At 56.7% G+C, this 15,912-nt stretch carries 17 protein-coding genes; 12 read left to right on the forward strand and 5 right to left on the reverse strand.

Annotated elements, in window-relative coordinates; translation table 11 throughout:
* Positions 1-34 precede the first annotated feature (34 nt).
* The 11 genes from PFEN_RS08145 (at position 35) to PFEN_RS08195 (ending at position 12,229) form a co-directional block, all read left to right on the forward strand.
* Positions 35-1,555, forward strand: a complete 1,521-nt coding sequence (locus tag PFEN_RS08145) for an aldehyde dehydrogenase family protein (protein WP_191486354.1) — start codon at positions 35-37, stop codon at positions 1,553-1,555.
* Positions 1,556-1,775: 220 nt separating this feature from the next.
* Positions 1,776-3,146, forward strand: coding sequence for an ethanolamine permease (gene eat / locus PFEN_RS08150; RefSeq protein ID WP_191486355.1), 1,371 nt, complete (start codon positions 1,776-1,778; stop codon positions 3,144-3,146).
* 259 nt (positions 3,147-3,405) lie between these two features.
* The gene (locus tag PFEN_RS08155) at positions 3,406-4,800 is read left to right on the forward strand and encodes an ethanolamine ammonia-lyase subunit EutB (RefSeq protein WP_191486356.1); all 1,395 of its coding nucleotides are present in this window, start codon (positions 3,406-3,408) and stop codon (positions 4,798-4,800) included.
* Complete coding sequence (eutC, locus tag PFEN_RS08160) at positions 4,797-5,627, forward strand: ethanolamine ammonia-lyase subunit EutC (RefSeq protein ID WP_191486357.1); 831 nt, start codon at positions 4,797-4,799, stop codon at positions 5,625-5,627. The genes PFEN_RS08155 and eutC overlap by 4 nt, the downstream gene beginning before the upstream one ends.
* A 103-nt stretch (positions 5,628-5,730) precedes the next feature.
* A complete protein-coding gene (locus PFEN_RS08165; protein ID WP_191486358.1) occupies positions 5,731-6,189 on the forward strand; it encodes a GNAT family N-acetyltransferase in 459 nt (152 codons plus the stop codon).
* Between the two features lie 226 nt (positions 6,190-6,415).
* Positions 6,416-7,072 (forward strand): DedA family protein, encoded by a 657-nt coding sequence (locus PFEN_RS08170; protein ID WP_191486359.1) that lies wholly within the window; start codon positions 6,416-6,418, stop codon positions 7,070-7,072.
* Positions 7,073-7,076: 4 nt separating this feature from the next.
* Entirely contained in the window at positions 7,077-7,889 is an 813-nt protein-coding gene (locus tag PFEN_RS08175; RefSeq protein ID WP_191486360.1) for a zinc-dependent peptidase, read from the forward strand.
* Positions 7,890-8,159: 270 nt separating this feature from the next.
* Positions 8,160-8,687: an inorganic diphosphatase gene (ppa, locus tag PFEN_RS08180; RefSeq protein WP_191486361.1), complete on the forward strand. Its 528-nt coding sequence runs from the start codon at positions 8,160-8,162 to the stop codon at positions 8,685-8,687.
* A 227-nt stretch (positions 8,688-8,914) separates the two neighbouring features.
* Positions 8,915-9,673: a helix-turn-helix transcriptional regulator gene (locus PFEN_RS08185; protein WP_191486362.1), complete on the forward strand. Its 759-nt coding sequence runs from the start codon at positions 8,915-8,917 to the stop codon at positions 9,671-9,673.
* A gap of 429 nt (positions 9,674-10,102) precedes the next feature.
* Positions 10,103-11,308, forward strand: coding sequence for a tyrosine-type recombinase/integrase (locus PFEN_RS08190; RefSeq protein ID WP_191486363.1), 1,206 nt, complete (start codon positions 10,103-10,105; stop codon positions 11,306-11,308).
* An 84-nt stretch (positions 11,309-11,392) separates the two neighbouring features.
* Positions 11,393-12,229, forward strand: a complete 837-nt coding sequence (locus PFEN_RS08195; protein WP_191486364.1) for a hypothetical protein — start codon at positions 11,393-11,395, stop codon at positions 12,227-12,229.
* Between the two features lie 2 nt (positions 12,230-12,231).
* Here PFEN_RS08195 and PFEN_RS08200 read toward each other — a convergent pair whose 3' ends face one another.
* Both PFEN_RS08200 and PFEN_RS08205 read right to left on the reverse strand, forming a co-directional pair.
* The gene (locus PFEN_RS08200; protein ID WP_191486365.1) at positions 12,232-13,326 is read right to left on the reverse strand and encodes an inovirus-type Gp2 protein; all 1,095 of its coding nucleotides are present in this window, start codon (positions 13,324-13,326) and stop codon (positions 12,232-12,234) included.
* Positions 13,327-13,714: 388 nt separating this feature from the next.
* Entirely contained in the window at positions 13,715-13,933 is a 219-nt protein-coding gene (locus PFEN_RS08205) for a helix-turn-helix transcriptional regulator (RefSeq protein WP_191486366.1), read from the reverse strand.
* Positions 13,934-14,197: 264 nt separating this feature from the next.
* On the opposite strand from PFEN_RS08205, the gene PFEN_RS08210 reads away from it, so the two are divergent.
* Positions 14,198-14,638 carry a hypothetical protein gene (locus PFEN_RS08210; RefSeq protein ID WP_191486367.1) on the forward strand — a complete coding sequence of 147 codons (441 nt, stop codon included), beginning with the start codon at positions 14,198-14,200 and terminating at the stop codon, positions 14,636-14,638.
* A 98-nt stretch (positions 14,639-14,736) separates the two neighbouring features.
* Here the strand turns inward: PFEN_RS08210 and PFEN_RS08215 are convergent, their stop codons facing one another.
* The 3 genes from PFEN_RS08215 to PFEN_RS08225 all read right to left on the reverse strand — a co-directional run bounded on the left by PFEN_RS08215 (position 14,737) and on the right by PFEN_RS08225 (position 15,877).
* Positions 14,737-15,144 carry a hypothetical protein gene (locus PFEN_RS08215; RefSeq protein WP_224770917.1) on the reverse strand — a complete coding sequence of 136 codons (408 nt, stop codon included), beginning with the start codon at positions 15,142-15,144 and terminating at the stop codon, positions 14,737-14,739.
* A gap of 92 nt (positions 15,145-15,236) precedes the next feature.
* Entirely contained in the window at positions 15,237-15,641 is a 405-nt protein-coding gene (locus PFEN_RS08220; RefSeq protein WP_191486369.1) for an adhesin, read from the reverse strand.
* A gap of 35 nt (positions 15,642-15,676) precedes the next feature.
* Positions 15,677-15,877 carry a hypothetical protein gene (locus PFEN_RS08225; protein ID WP_191486370.1) on the reverse strand — a complete coding sequence of 67 codons (201 nt, stop codon included), beginning with the start codon at positions 15,875-15,877 and terminating at the stop codon, positions 15,677-15,679.
* Between the last annotated feature and the right edge of the window lie 35 nt (positions 15,878-15,912).

Below are 15,912 nucleotides of genomic sequence, written 5' to 3' on the forward strand. Positions count from 1 at the left end.
CCTTATAAGCACAATAGCCAAGGAGACACCCAACATGCGTTATGCCCACCCTGGTACTGCCGGCGCCATCGTTACGTTCAAGGCCAAGTACGGCAACTACATCAATGGCGAATTCGTCGCGCCCGTCGACGGCCAATACTTCACCAACACGTCTCCGGTCAATGGCAAGGCCATCGCCGAATTCCCCCGCTCCAACGCCAAGGATATCGACAAGGCCCTCGATGCCGCCCATGCCGCCGCCGATGCCTGGGGTACCACCTCGGCGCAGGCGCGCTCGCTGGTCCTGCTGAAAATCGCCGACCGCATCGAGCAGAACCTCGAACTGCTGGCCATCACCGAAACCTGGGACAACGGCAAGGCCGTGCGCGAAACCCTGAACGCCGACATCCCGCTGGCCGCCGATCACTTCCGCTACTTCGCCGGTTGCCTGCGTGCCCAGGAAGGCAGCGCCGCGGAAATCGATGGCAACACCGTGGCCTATCACATCCATGAACCGCTGGGCGTGGTCGGCCAGATCATCCCGTGGAACTTCCCGCTGCTGATGGCCGCCTGGAAACTCGCACCGGCCCTGGCCGCCGGCAACTGCGTGGTGCTCAAACCGGCCGAGCAAACCCCGTTGGGCATCGCCGTGCTGATGGAACTGATCGGCGACCTGCTGCCGCCCGGCGTACTGAACGTGGTGCAAGGGTTCGGCAAAGAAGCCGGCGAAGCCCTGGCCACCAGCAAGCGCATCGCCAAGATCGCCTTTACCGGCTCCACCCCGGTCGGCTCGCACATCATGAAATGCGCCGCCGAAAACATCATCCCGTCCACCGTGGAACTGGGCGGCAAGTCGCCGAACATCTTCTTCGAAGACATCATGCAGGCCGAACCGAGCTTTATCGAAAAGGCTGCCGAAGGCCTGGTACTGGCGTTCTTCAATCAGGGCGAGGTCTGCACCTGCCCATCCCGCGCCCTGGTGCAGGAATCGATCTACGACGAATTCATGCTGGCGGTGATGAAGAAAGTCGAACAGATCAAACGCGGCGATCCGTTGGACACCGAGACCATGGTCGGCGCCCAGGCCTCCCAGCAGCAGTTCGACAAGATCCTGTCGTACCTGGAAATCGCCAAGCAGGAAGGCGCGCAGCTGCTGACCGGCGGCCAGGTGCAGAAACTCGACGGTGATCTGGCCACCGGCTACTACATCCAGCCGACCCTGCTCAAGGGCAACAACAAGATGCGCGTGTTCCAGGAAGAAATCTTCGGCCCGGTGGTGAGCATCACCACCTTCAAGGACGAAGCCGAAGCCCTGGCGATTGCCAACGACACCGAGTTCGGCTTGGGTGCGGGCCTGTGGACCCGTGATATCAACCGCGCCTACCGCATGGGCCGGGCGATCAAGGCCGGGCGCGTCTGGACCAACTGCTACCACCTGTACCCGGCGCATGCCGCGTTCGGTGGCTACAAGAAGTCCGGGGTGGGCCGCGAAACCCACAAGATGATGCTCGATCATTACCAGCAGACCAAGAACCTGCTGGTGAGCTATGACATCAATCCGCTTGGGTTCTTCTAAACCCTGAGGCCGCTTTCGCGAGCAAGCTCTGCTCCCACAGTGTCCGAGTCGAATCCAACGACCGAAAACCTGTGGGAGCAGAGCTTGCCCGCGAAGAGGCCCTGACTGACACCTCCAATAACGCCTGGCCGCTCTGGCACGGGCTTTGCGTGCACGCTGTAACGAAAATCGATACCCGCAAGTCCAACACCCCAACAATAAAAAAGACAAGCGAGGACTTATGACAACCCAAACCGAACTCAAACCCACCCTCGGCACCCTGCACCTCTGGGGTATCGCGGTCGGACTGGTGATCTCCGGCGAGTACTTCGGCTGGAGCTACGGCTGGGGGACCGCCGGTACCCTGGGCTTTCTCGTCACTACCTTACTGGTGGCGACCATGTACACCTGCTTCATCTTCAGCTTCACCGAACTGACCACCGCGATTCCCCATGCCGGCGGGCCCTTTGCCTACAGCCGCCGGGCCTTTGGCGAACGCGGCGGGCTGATCGCCGGGATTGCCACCCTGATCGAATTCGTCTTCGCCCCACCGGCTATCGCCATGGCCATTGGCGCCTACCTCAACGTCCAGTACCCGGACCTCGACCCACGCCTCGCCGCCGTCGGCGCCTACGTGGTGTTCATGGGGCTGAACATTCTCGGCGTCAGCATCGCCGCCACCTTCGAACTGGTGGTCACCGTGCTGGCGGTCGCCGAACTGCTGGTATTCATGGGCGTGGTCGCGCCAGGCTTCAGCTTCAGCAACTTCGTGCTCAACGGCTGGTCCGGCGCGAGCCGCTTCAGTATCGACTCGATCCCCGGCATCTTCGCCGCGATCCCGTTTGCGATCTGGTTCTTCCTCGCCATCGAAGGCGCGGCCATGGCCGCCGAAGAAGCCAAGGACCCCAAGCGCACCATTCCCAAAGCCTATGTCGGTGGCATCCTGACCCTGGTGTTCCTGGCCCTCGGCGTCATGGTGATGGCCGGCGGCGTCGGCGACTGGCGCCAACTGTCGAACATCAACGACCCCCTGCCCCAGGCGATGAAAGCCGTGGTGGGCAACAACTCCAGCTGGATGCACATGCTGGTGTGGATCGGCCTGTTCGGCCTGGTGGCGAGCTTCCACGGCATCATCCTCGGCTACTCGCGGCAGTTCTTCGCCCTGGCCCGGGCCGGTTACCTGCCACGCTCGCTGGCCAAACTGTCGCGTTTCCAGACTCCGCACCGGGCGATCCTGGCCGGCGGCGTGGTCGGCATCGCGGCGATCTACAGTGACGGGCTGGTCAACCTGCAAGGCATGAGCCTGACGGCGGCGATGATCACCATGTCGGTATTCGGCGCCATCGTGATGTACATCATCAGTATGCTGAGCCTGTTCAAGCTGCGTAAAACCGAGCCGAACCTGGAGCGCAGCTTCCGTGCGCCGGGCTATCCGATCGTTCCGGGGATTGCCCTGGTGCTGGCAGTGGTGTGCCTGATCGCGATGGCCTGGTTCAACACGCTGATCGGCCTGATTTTCCTCGGGTTCATGGCCGCGGGCTTCATCTACTTCCAGTTGACCGCCAGCCAGCGCTCGGACGCGCCGGCGGACGCTATGCTCACAGGTAACTGATTGCACCAGCACGGGGCGTCAATCCGGGCGCTGCGCACTGCAAAATTACAACGCCACCCCTGTGGCGAGGGGGCTTGCCCCCGCTGGGCCGCGAAGCGGCCCTAAAACCAGCGACTGCGCTGTATCAGGCAGAACGGACGCTCAGCGCTTACGACTGCTACGCAGCCGAGCGTGGCGGTGCGGCGTTCCGACAAGCCCACTCGCCACATTGGTTGTCTGCTGCCACAGAGACCGTTCAGACTCAGGAGGACACCGCCCCATGGCCACATTCGCCCATTCCGTCGGCGCCCAGACCTATCGCTTCGACAGCCTCAAGGACGTCATGGCCAAGGCCAGTCCCGCCCGTTCCGGCGACTTCCTGGCCGGGGTCGCCGCCCTCAACGACGGTGAACGGGTCGCCGCCCAGATGACCCTGGCCAATATTCCGCTCAAGCATTTCCTCGAGGAAATGCTGATCCCCTATGAAACCGACGAAGTCACCCGATTGATCGTCGACACCCATGACAAACAAGCCTTCGCCAGCGTCAGCCACCTGACCGTCGGTGGCCTGCGCGACTGGCTGCTCAGCGACGCCGCCGACGAACAGAGCCTGCGTGCCCTGGCCCCGGGCCTGACGCCAGAAATGGCCGCCGCCGTCTCAAAAATCATGCGCGTCCAGGACCTGATACTGGTGGCGCAAAAAATCCGCGTGGTGACGAAATTCCGCGGCACCCTGGGCCTGCGCGGTCGTCTGTCGACCCGCCTGCAGCCCAACCACCCCACGGACGATCCGGCCGGCATCGCCGCCAGCGTCCTCGACGGCCTGCTCTATGGCAACGGCGACGCCATGATCGGCATCAACCCGGCCACCGACAGCCTGTCGTCGATCTGCGACCTGCTGAACATGCTCGACGCGGTCATCCAGCGTTACGAAATCCCCACCCAGGCCTGCGTGCTGACCCACGTCACCACCTCCATCGAGGCGATCAACCGAGGCGTGCCGCTGGACCTGGTGTTCCAGTCGATTGCCGGCACCGAAGCGGCCAACGCCAGTTTCGGCATCAGCCTGAACGTCCTGCAGGAAGGCTACGAAGCCGGCCTGAGCCTGAAGCGCGGCACCCTCGGGCAGAACCTGATGTATTTCGAAACCGGCCAGGGCAGCGCCCTGTCGGCCAACGCCCATTTCGGCGTCGACCAGCAGACCTGCGAAACCCGCGCCTACGCCGTGGCCCGGCATTTCAAGCCATTCCTGGTCAATACCGTGGTCGGTTTCATTGGCCCGGAATACCTCTACAACGGCAAACAGATCATCCGCGCCGGCCTCGAAGACCACTTCTGCGGCAAGCTGCTGGGCGTGCCCATGGGCTGTGACATCTGCTACACCAACCACGCCGAAGCCGACCAGGATGATATGGACACCCTGCTGACCCTGCTGGGCGTGGCCGGAATCAACTTCATCATGGGCATTCCCGGATCCGACGACATCATGCTCAACTACCAGACCACCTCCTTCCACGACGCGCTCTACGCCCGCCAGACCCTGGGCCTCAAGCCCGCGCCGGAGTTCGAACAATGGCTGGCGAAGATGGGCATCTTTACCCAGGCCGACGGCAAGGTGCGCTTCGGCAACCGCCTGCCGCCAGCCTTCCGCCAGGCACTGGCACAGCTGGGATGAACGACATGGCCAACGACCTCGACCCCGACAATCCCTGGCTGGCCCTGCGCCGCCTGACCCCGGCGCGAATCGCCCTGGGCCGCACGGGCACCAGCCTGCCCACCGGCGCGCAGCTGGATTTCCAGTTCGCCCACGCCCAGGCCCGCGACGCCGTGCACCTGCCCTTCGACCACGCCGCCCTGAGCCGGCAACTCGCCGAACGCGGCCGCGCCAGCCTGCTGCTGCACAGCGCCGCCGAGGATCGCCACAGCTACCTGCAACGTCCGGACCTGGGGCGCAGGCTCAACACCGCCTCGGCACAGCTGCTCAAGGACAATGCGGCCGCCAACCCGGGGGGTATCGACCTGGCCATCATCGTCGCCGATGGCCTGTCGGCACTGGCGGTGCATCGGCATACCCTGCCCTTCCTTACCCGCCTGGAAGAACAGATCCAGAACGAAGGCTGGTCGATGTCGCCGGTGATCCTGGTGGAACAGGGCCGGGTCGCGGTGGCCGACGAAATCGGCGAATTGCTCGGAGCGAAAATGACCGTGATCCTGATCGGCGAACGCCCCGGCCTCAGTTCACCGGACAGCCTGGGCTTGTATTTCACCTATAATCCAAAGGTCGGCCTGACCGACGCCTACCGCAATTGCATCTCCAACGTGCGCCTGGAGGGCATGAGTTACGGCATGGCCGCCCACAAACTGCTGTACCTGATGAAAGAAGCCTGCCGCCGACAATTATCGGGGGTCAATCTCAAGGACGAGGCTCACGTGCAAACGCTGGAAAGTGAATCGGATGTCCATTCGAACGGCAACTTCCTACTGGGCCCGCCCCAAGACTGATCGTCATCCGGATTGCGCTTTTCCCGCGCTTTGGGCAGCATCGGCGTAGCGGCTGCCCGAGTGAACCGTTTGCCGTCATATCCACGAAGCCGAGGCCTGATCTATGCGGATTACTCAAGCGACCCTGGAACATCTGAACCTGCTGACGCCTCTGTTCGTCAAATACCGTGAATTCTACGGTGCCTTGCCCTACCCCGATTCGTCCCGCAACTTCCTGGAAAAACGCCTACGGCGCAAAGAGTCGGTGATTTACGTAGCCCTGGCGGACGATGACGACAAGAAACTGCTCGGTTTCTGTCAATTGTATCCAAGCTTTTCTTCGCTCTCGCTCAAGCGGGTGTGGATCCTCAACGACATCTATGTGGCCGAGGATGCCCGTCGCCAACTGGTGGCCGACAACCTGATGCGCGCGGCGAAGAGAATGGCCCGCGACACCCAGGCCGTGCGCCTGCGCGTGTCCACCAGCAGCAACAACCTGGTGGCGCAGAAGACCTACGAATCCATGGGCTTTCGCGAAGACACCGAATTCAAGAACTACGTGCTGCCGATTGACGAAAAATAGTCAAGCGCCCCCGATAGGAGTCGTCGAGCGGCGGCTCTTACCGGTTGTACATCTCCCACATCCGACATCCCCCGCTACAAACTCGGCAGGCAGAAATTTTCCCAACTCTTATAATCCCGCTTTCCCACGGAATGTACGAAAAAACTACATTCCCTGTAGTTAACTACGCATACCTATTTTCCTTGCACAGGTCCGCCGAGTCGGACCGTCCACACAGGTGCCCCCCATGGATTTCAACCCGATCGACATAATCCTGCATCTTGATGTCTACCTCGACATGCTGGTGAACAACTACGGGCTCTGGATCTACGCCATCCTGTTCCTGGTGATCTTCTGCGAAACCGGCCTGGTGGTCATGCCGTTCCTGCCGGGTGATTCGCTACTGTTCATCGCTGGCGCGGTGGCGGCGGGCGGCGGCATGGACCCGGTGTTGCTGGCCGGCCTGTTGATGCTGGCGGCGATTCTCGGCGACAGCACCAACTACATCATCGGTCGAACGGTGGGCGAGAAGCTCTTCAGCAACCCGAACTCGAAGATCTTCCGACGCGACTACCTGCAAAAGACCCACGACTTCTACGACCGCCACGGCGGCAAGACCGTGACCCTGGCGCGCTTCCTGCCAATCCTGCGGACCTTCGCGCCGTTCGTCGCCGGCGTCGGCAAAATGCCCTTCGCGCGTTTTTTCATGTTCAGCATCCTCGGTACCGTGCTCTGGGTCGGCGGCCTGGTGACCCTCGGCTACTTCTTCGGCAACGTACCGTTCATCAAGAAAAACCTGTCGCTGCTGGTGGTCGGCATCATCCTGCTGTCGCTGCTGCCGATGATCCTCAGCGTGATCCGCAGCCGCTTCGGCAACGCCGCGTCGAAAGCCGGCACGCACTGATCCCATGTGGTCGCTGAGTGCCTGGCGGCGGCGGCGAACGTTGGCCCGCCATCCCGTTGCCGATGAAACCTGGCAACGGGTTCGCGAGCACCTGAGCTTCCTCGACGGCCTGAGCGACGCCGAGGACCGCTGGCTACGCGAGCACAGCGTGCTGTTTCTCGATGACAAGCACCTGAGTGCCTTGCCAGGCGTGGAACTGGACCAGGAGCGCCGTCTGCTGCTGGCGGCCCAGGCGCAACTGCCGCTACTGCACCTGGGGGACCTGAACTGGTACCAGGGCTTCCATGAAATCGTGCTCTACCCGGACGACTTCCTCAGCCCCCAGCGCCACCGCGATGTCAGCGGCGTGGAACACGAATGGGACGCCGAGCACAGCGGCGAAGCCTGGCAACAGGGCCCGGTGATCCTCGCCTGGCCTGGTGTGGAGGCCAGCGGCGGCTGGGAAGGCTACAACCTGGTGATCCACGAACTGGCGCACAAGCTCGACATGCTCAGCGGTGGCGCCAACGGCCTGCCACCGCTGCATGGCGACATGCAGGTGGGCGACTGGGCCAAAGCGATGCAACAGGCCTACGATGACCTCAATCGCCAACTCGACCGCAATCCCGACGCCGACACCGCCATCGACCCTTATGCGGCGGAAAACCCGGCGGAATTCTTCGCGGTGACCAGCGAATATTTCTTCAGTGCCCCGGATATCCTGGCCACGGCGTACCCTCGGGTGTACGAGCAATTGCGCGCGTTCTACCGTCAGGACCCGCTGGCGCGGCTGCGGCATTTGCAGGCCCACGACCCGCGGTATCAGACTAAAGACTAATGCCGAAATCCCGGCCGCAGCCTTGCCCTTGTGGGAGCGGAGCTTGCCCGCGAAAGGGCCCTCAAGACCGCTAAAAGCTTCGCGGGCAAGCTCCGCTCCCACATGCTCCGCAGTCATTACCATCGCGTGCAGGCTCGTTTCCCCAGGATTCCGAGGCGCCTCCGCACGTCCCGTGACCCGTGGCAACGCCCCCGGAATATGCCTATAATCCCCGCCACTTTTTGGTCAAACCGGCCAAGTTTTCTGATCAACCAACGGGGGCATCGCCCAATGAGCTACAGCAAGATTCCGGCTGGCAAAGACCTGCCGAACGACATCTACGTCGCGATCGAGATTCCGGCCAACCACGCGCCGATCAAATACGAAATCGACAAAGACAGCGATTGCCTGTTCGTTGACCGTTTCATGGCCACCCCGATGTTCTACCCGGCCAACTACGGCTTCATCCCCAACACCCTGGCTGACGACGGCGACCCCCTCGACGTGCTGGTCGTGACCCCGTACCCGGTTGCACCAGGCTCGGTGATCCGTGCCCGTCCGGTCGGCATCCTGCACATGACCGACGATGGCGGCGGCGACGCCAAGGTTCTCGCGGTTCCGCACGACAAGCTGTCGCAGCTGTACGTCGACGTGAAGGAATACACCGACCTGCCAGCACTGCTGCTGGAGCAGATCAAGCACTTCTTCGAGAACTACAAGGATCTCGAAAAAGGCAAGTGGGTGAAAATCGAAGGTTGGGGCAATGCCGAAGCCGCCCGTGCCGAAATCATGAAGTCGGTCGCCGCTTACAAGGGCTGATCCGCCGCGCCCTGGCGCGAATCGAAGAACCCCGGCTTGCCGGGGTTTTTTGTGCCTGTTTACCGATAAACAAACAAGAGCTTTAATCATTAAACAGAATGAGTCAGGCCCGATTAATCCAGCGTAGGAATTCTGAACGAACCCAATCAATCCGTGTGTTGCGAACGACCATTTTTGAACGCCTCGTTTATTTAAACAGATGTAGCACGCCAGTAAACTCTGTGTTCATGAATACATCAGGTGATCGCTTAAGGACCCTCCTGCGGGAGTGCCATCTATCCGCTTCGGACTTCGCTGCCAACCGGCAAGTGACGCCGCAGCACGTCAACAACTGGTTCAAGCGTGGCATTCCCATGGCGCGCCTGGACGAGATAGCCGAACTGTTGTGCGTCAACAGCCGCTGGCTGCGGGCTGGCGACGGCCCCAAGCACCCTGGCGGCACGGCCAGCGAGGCGGAGGCTAAACGCGAAACGCTGGCCCCCCAGAACAGCACACCTTACTCGGCCCATGACGACCTCGCGGCGACCGAGCGCAACGACGTACAAATACCGTTGTACAAGGAGAGCCCAACGGCCCCTGGTTCGAACCAGACCCAGATCGCGATCATTCCCGGGCGCAAGGTCCGTCTGCCCTACCGCATCCTGCAGGCCATGGGTGTCGACCCGGACCAGGCGATGTGTGCGCCCATGACCGGCAACAGCATGTCGGAAAAAATCCAGGACGGCTCCACCATCGCCATCGACCGCGGCCTGACCCAGGTAGTGGACGGCGAAATGTACGCGCTGGAGCACGACGGCATGTTGCGGGTGAAGTACGTCTACCGCCTGCCGGCGGGGGCCTTGCGGCTGCGCAGCCACAACAGCGCCGAGTACCCGGATGAAGTGCTCACGGCGGAGCAGATCGAGCAACAGAGTATCCAGATACTGGGTTGGGTGTTCTGGTGGTCGACGCTGAACAAACGCCGACCACCGGTGCCATCGAAATAGGGGGCAAGTGTCCACTTGTCTGAAAACGACAGCTCTGGGCTAAGGTTTTCGCTGGGAATCTGTCGTAAATGCCGGTATCCTGCGCGGCACATTTGGGCAGCCTCCTGCTTGCAGCAGGCCAGATTGCCTACGACACCGCGCGAGACAACTGCGCGGCGTCCCACAACCAGATTTGCTCTGGATGTACGTTTTGAAGGCGAGCGAGGCTTACCAAAAATAAGCCAACCCCGTCCCCGAGAAGCCGGCCACAAGCCGGCTTTTTAATTGTCCGAAATAATCCTATCCCATCCGAGAGTTCTGCCGATAGCCTAGCTATTCCGGGGGCTTCAGGCATTCCCCTGTCCGATGGTGTTCAACACCATTTGACCTCATCCGACGATGAAGTGGGGGGACATATGGGGGGACAAAAGGGACGACAGGGGAAATCCAATGGGTAAGCTGAATCCGAAACAAGTCGAAAACCTGACTGAGCCCGGCACCTACGAAGATGGTGATGGGCTTCGCTTGGTCGTCAAACCTACCGGGCGTAAATCCTGGCTACTTCGCTTTCAACTGGCAGGCCGTCGTAGGGAGATGGGCCTGGGCTCATTTCCTGAGGTGAGTCTCAAGAAAGCCAGACTTGAAGCCAGCGCCAAACGCAGCCAGTTGAGCGATGGTGTAGATCCTCTAGCCGCTCGCGACATCGAGCGTGCTGCTCAGCGCGAAGCTCAGAGAGCTAGTGAGGCAAAACAGCTGAAGTTCGAGACACTCGCGAAAGAATACTGCGAAGCACACGGGGGCACCTGGTCAGAGAAGTGGCGTAGAGGCTGGCTGCGGAAGCTGGAGCTGTATGCGTTTGACCACATTGGCAAACTCTCAGCAGAGGAGATCGGCACGCCCCAGGTACTCAAGGTTCTGCAACCGATCTGGGCCACCAAAACCAGAACCGCCGACGAGGTACGTGGGCAAATTGAACAAGTTTTGGACGCCGCCAAAGCACGTAACCTACGAGAAGGCGAAAACCCAGCTCGCTGGCGCGGACACCTGGACAATCTGTTGAGTCGTGCTGAAAAGAAGAAGGCTCGGAAGCGTGAGCACTTTGAAGCTTTGCGGTGGCAGGACGTGCCAACGCTGATGACCAAACTCAGCGCAAACAGCACGCCAGCGTCGCTGGCTGCTCAACTGCTCATCATGACCAGCGCACGTGCCCACATGGTGAGGTTCGCTCGTTGGGATGAGTTTGATTTGGAGGCTAGTACTTGGTCTCTGCCTGAAGAACGTATGAAGATGCGAGTAGCTTTCGTCATCCCCCTTGCCGATGAAGTCTTAAAGCTGGTCCAGAGCATTCCGCGAGCTGAAGGGAGTCTCTTTCTATTCCCAGGCCAAGGCAAGACAGGGGTAATGCACGCAAACGCTATACGAACGCTCCTGCATGACATGGAGTACGAGCACATCACTCGTCACGGCTTTCGTTCTTCATTTCGTGACTGGGCGGGTGAATGCACTCACTACCCACGTGAGGTCTGCGAAATGGCGTTGGCGCATGACGAACGTGACCAAACTGAGGGGGCGTACTCTCGCTCCGACTTCCTCGACAAGCGACGGGCACTCATGGCAGATTGGGCAAACTTCATCTGCAAGCCGATAGCTGAGTGAGAACACAAGAGCCGCTGCCCCAGCTTAAAAAAGCAGCTACTGCGAAGTAGCTGCCTCAACGACTAACCCAAGGATGATGGCATCATGCGCCCTCAAAGCATCGAAATAAAAATGTCTACTCGAGCAACTGCCGACTCCACAACGCCAGAAAGAATGTTCATAAATGCCACAATTTTTGATGACTGGATCGATACCCCCAAATCAAAACTAGAGCTTATTCTTGAACAGCCCTCCCACAAAAAATGGCCCCTTCAACCAAACACAGAGGATCTTCCCCAATATAAATATTTATCCAACCTCAATTTAGAAGATGCCGTGAGCGAAGTATTACACATAATAATCAAGCGATACATGATGCTTCGCAGAACGCTTTCAAAAGAAAACCAAATCAAACTTGACGAGGCATTTAAAGAGCATGCTAACTCAGACCATTCCAACAAAACACCATCCAACGACAAATTAAAAGACTTTTTTTCAAAGGAGAAAATCGCCGCCTTCGGCCATATAAAAGACGCCTTCTCGAGCATAGCCTTTGTGCCTGGCATGGGAGTTAAGGCATTGCACGCAGGCTTATACGTACTCTACTTAGGTGATCAGCGATTCTTTAAGGAACAAATAAAAACGTCTTCAGAAGTCGCCGCAGAAGGTGGCCTTGCTCGCAAACACCACTATCTAACACCCAAACAAAAAGCGTGCGAACTACTTAACACGCTAACACCGAAAGAAGGCTGGCCTCAAGAGCTCGATGCTTTTAAGATGATATTACCCGAGTTCAAATCCTACCTAGCTAAAAGCAACATAAAACGCCCTGCATCATCTAACATCGAAAGAACACTGAGGCGCTGGATAAAGAATGACCCTTTGGTTTCCGCTGCTGTAAGGATCCATAGTCAGTCCTCAACCACGAAAGACTTAAGCTGACACTAATACTGCCTCGGCCTTCCAGCTGAACGCTCGCTGGGTTTTGGAGTGTTTCCTTTTCCGAAGGTCCTTTTACCCTCGGGCATGCAGGCACTTATGTATCGATCCACTTTAGCAAGATAGACTGCGGCCTTCTTAAGGTTATGCAGTCCCTCCGCATCATTATAACTAATCATACCAACACCACAATATTTATACTTACCCTTATCACCATTGCAGTTATAGTACACCCCCTTACCTTGGGTTATCACATTATTCCAGTACTCACCGATCCGCTTTGCTATGACAATATCCTGCCGCACCTTTGCCCCATCCAGAAAGAACATCATGTGGTAATGATGGCCTTTCTCTCTTCCGTACTCAAGTTTCCATACGAACCCCACCATACCCAGTTCAGCGCGCTTATTCTTGAGATAACCAATCAATTCCACCCTATGTCTTGAAATTTTTTCCGAGACAACACGAAGCATATTCAATCTATCTCGCAGCGCACTAACCCCTTCAATCTCAAGTCCCCCCTTCCCGTATGAAAAATCAATCCGTAACACCAGCAACCTGGAATGACGCGCAAATAATGCATCTATGTATCTCAACAAACCTGAACAGTTCTTATTAGCTGCCCGCACATGCGCAGATATTTGCCGCTTAAATGCACCGCTTGAAATCCGTTCTCTCACCGCAGCAACAAACCGATTCAACCCATCAAAGCACTCAGGCAACTCCGACCAACTTGCCTTGTGCGGATTTGAAAGCTTTATCTCCTTATAGCACTCATAAAAAGCACTGACATAAGGGTTAACCTTAAAGAGGACCATTCCCCTTTCAATTTTAGCATACTTGATTAAAGCCGCCGAAATAACACACTCCTGATCATAACTTAAAATCAGACTCCCTCCAATCCGGAACGACTCCGACCCAAAAATATCACCCGGAGTCTTTTCGAGCACACTTACAGCTTCCATGATACTACTAACAGAGTCAAACAGCATGCCACCCTCATCAAAATATGAGTACCTTTCATTTCTCACTGGATCATAGAACCCCTCAACAACCTTTTCTTTATAGGCATCCATCACTTCACTTTCTTTAAACCCCATAAACCCACCACATATTAACCCACAGAACAGCTGAGCGCATTACCTCCCAACCCAACTCAACACTCCCAAGCACTTGCTTTTTTCAATTTTAGACAACCGCCATGTGACGACTCTAAGCACACCCTCTTTATTTCCACCCCCTAGACCACATATCCGCCCATACGTCTAATCATCCAATTGCCTACCCAACCACCTGATAACAATCATCTAATTCTAATAACATATAAACCAATACTCACCAACTTCCTTTTTACCAGAAAAGCCACCAACCAAAAGGCAATAGGCAACCTGAATTGAGGCCAAACCAGCCCATTCATTTCTTATAAGTTAGCACACAAAACGATTATATTTTTACGAGACTATCTTTGAGCTTTTTTTCGCAGCCCTTCTAAAGGCTATCAAGCTTAGACTCAATCCACTTGCTAATACTCGACTCCAGCCAACCAACGGCCGAACTACCAATTTTCATCGGTTTAGGAAAGGAGCTGTCGTAGCGCGGTGAAGCTGGATTCATTCGGTCATAGATCGTTGAGCGTGACAGCCCCACACGATCCAGCACCTGTTTGAGCCGTAAAACCCTAGGATGGGTAGAGCTATTTTCTGTCATTTCATAATTTCCAGGCTGCGTTGATGCGCGATGGAGCCAGTCTAAAGGGATACCCTCGGACAGGAAATTACTCGTGCTTCGGTAGAACTTTTACAGCAAATCCCTACCCATCACCTCTGACAGCAGAATCAGATGAAACAGTAGCGGCTTACGGGCCAGGGCATACAAAGCATGTCGTCTTATGGCAGCGCAACGGGCAGGCCGAGGGGCTAACTGCACATTTCGGTCATGCGCTAGAGAAAGGGGCTGTTACGGTGGGCCGAAATGTACATCCATACCCTCCCCGTCAGTACCGAATCGCGTCGTGACGCAGCCTCTATCGTAGGACGCAAAGGGGCGCTGCCTGGCACGCCCTCTCCGAGAGTTGGTTCCTTTTTGAAAAAGTTAGTTCTTTTTTACTCATCCATACAGCTTATGCTGACCAACAGTGTCTGTAGTGGTCTTCATGGAGCGCTTACGCTTGAATGGGTTACGAAGGTTTTCTTACAGAGCCTGGAAGCCCTGATCCGGCTTGCTCAGGCGCTACACATCAGTCTGGATGATTTGGTGTTCGCCAAAGGGGAACGCGGGCCGTCCGACGATTTACGCCTGCGCTTCGAGGCCGTCAGTCATATGCCCGAAGCCGAGAAATCGGTTATCAAGGCACTGCTCGATGGCATCGATTCTCAAGTATCAGGCATCGCGGATTATGGGAACAAGCAGTAATAACCAAGCGAGCAGCTAAGAAGAAAGGCTAAAGCAGATAAAACAACACCGGAGCGAGGCCAGTGTGGGTGAGATATTATCTTGAATAAACAGTCCGCTCAACGAAGCCAAAATGGTAAATCACTTAACCCAAGCGCATCGTATTCATTGAGCGGCCTCTTTTTCTCGATCATTAAAGCAGGTATGTCACAAGCTAAAATTCTGAGAGGCTGATAAATCCCAAATTCATCCAAAAATGAAACAGCCGAATCCTTAGCCTTTGAGAACAAGTCAAAATACCTAAAAAAAACATCCCCCAAGGTATCCGCCCTAGAGTCCAGCCATGTTCTATCACGATCAGCCTGCATATCCTCATCCCACTCAACGGAGGAGCTTGGCAGCGTGAAAAATATGCTCTTTGCTTTTTCCATCAATGCGAAAGACTTTTCTAGTTCGTCTTGCCGCAAACAGCTCTTATAAAGCCGATCCGATAACAAACTCCAATCCTGATCTAAATACTTACTCACTACGAAAGCATTGAGGCACTCGAAAAACAATACAACATCCGATACGGGCCCCAATTCGTATACCGTATGCCCCCCATCAAACCCGACCTTCCTCATTCAGCTCTAAACCTTATGTCAGCAGGCCCGATTGCGCCGTTTGATTTCTGCACAATGCCTTTAATCACTGCATTTTTCTGTGCATCCGTTACAGCTTGACCACGAATATCAATAACCACTTGCTGCTGAATACCTTGCGGTAAATTCTCCGCACGCTGCAGCGCTTGTTTGGAAATATTACTGATCAACCCCTGCTGATTCGTCGCAATGTTGTAGTTTTTCACCTCAACACTGCACACGTCACCAATACACCAGTCAGGGCGAACACTGCCCGATGTTCCGTAAGGTACTTCTTGTCCATTTTTGTAACTGACTTGTGGTCTGGCTTCTTGGCCAAGGTCAGCTCCAAAATCTATCTCGGACTGCTTGGGCGTTGGCCGGGCAGCAGCAACATCATCCAACGCACCGCTTGGTCATTTTGCACCATAAAATTATTTCACGCGTCCATTCTATCAAGCAATCGCCCAACCTCGCCTAGAACCCCCAAAGCACATGCTTTGTCAACGCCAATACGAGTCTCAAACTCAAAAACCTCTATCCCATTGCACACTTCGTTCAAAGCAGCATTAATAACCAAAAGCTCATCACGTGTAATATTGATGCTTGCCTGATTAGTTTCGGACTCAATGATTTCCATTATTACTACCTCAAATTATCAAAATATGTACGCCC

Origin of the sequence: Pseudomonas sp. FEN (genome assembly GCF_904067045.1) — a bacterium.
Classification (GTDB): domain Bacteria; phylum Pseudomonadota; class Gammaproteobacteria; order Pseudomonadales; family Pseudomonadaceae; genus Aquipseudomonas.

Excerpts from the sequence above, each read along its gene's own strand:
- eat (WP_191486355.1), top strand. The coding sequence starts at position 1,776 with ATGACAACCCAAACCGAACTCAAACCCACCCTCGGCACCCTGCACCTC.
- PFEN_RS08205 (WP_191486366.1), bottom strand. The coding sequence starts at position 13,933 with ATGACAGAAAATAGCTCTACCCATCCTAGGGTTTTACGGCTCAAACAG.
- PFEN_RS08195 (WP_191486364.1), top strand. The coding sequence starts at position 11,393 with ATGCGCCCTCAAAGCATCGAAATAAAAATGTCTACTCGAGCAACTGCC.
- PFEN_RS08225 (WP_191486370.1), bottom strand. The coding sequence starts at position 15,877 with ATGGAAATCATTGAGTCCGAAACTAATCAGGCAAGCATCAATATTACA.
- PFEN_RS08170 (WP_191486359.1), top strand. The coding sequence starts at position 6,416 with ATGGATTTCAACCCGATCGACATAATCCTGCATCTTGATGTCTACCTC.
- eutC (WP_191486357.1), top strand. The coding sequence starts at position 4,797 with ATGAACGACATGGCCAACGACCTCGACCCCGACAATCCCTGGCTGGCC.
- PFEN_RS08145 (WP_191486354.1), top strand. The coding sequence starts at position 35 with ATGCGTTATGCCCACCCTGGTACTGCCGGCGCCATCGTTACGTTCAAG.
- PFEN_RS08210 (WP_191486367.1), top strand. The coding sequence starts at position 14,198 with ATGTACATCCATACCCTCCCCGTCAGTACCGAATCGCGTCGTGACGCA.
- PFEN_RS08200 (WP_191486365.1), bottom strand. The coding sequence starts at position 13,326 with ATGGGGTTTAAAGAAAGTGAAGTGATGGATGCCTATAAAGAAAAGGTT.
- PFEN_RS08190 (WP_191486363.1), top strand. The coding sequence starts at position 10,103 with ATGGGTAAGCTGAATCCGAAACAAGTCGAAAACCTGACTGAGCCCGGC.
- PFEN_RS08165 (WP_191486358.1), top strand. The coding sequence starts at position 5,731 with ATGCGGATTACTCAAGCGACCCTGGAACATCTGAACCTGCTGACGCCT.
- PFEN_RS08175 (WP_191486360.1), top strand. The coding sequence starts at position 7,077 with ATGTGGTCGCTGAGTGCCTGGCGGCGGCGGCGAACGTTGGCCCGCCAT.
- PFEN_RS08185 (WP_191486362.1), top strand. The coding sequence starts at position 8,915 with ATGAATACATCAGGTGATCGCTTAAGGACCCTCCTGCGGGAGTGCCAT.
- ppa (WP_191486361.1), top strand. The coding sequence starts at position 8,160 with ATGAGCTACAGCAAGATTCCGGCTGGCAAAGACCTGCCGAACGACATC.
- PFEN_RS08155 (WP_191486356.1), top strand. The coding sequence starts at position 3,406 with ATGGCCACATTCGCCCATTCCGTCGGCGCCCAGACCTATCGCTTCGAC.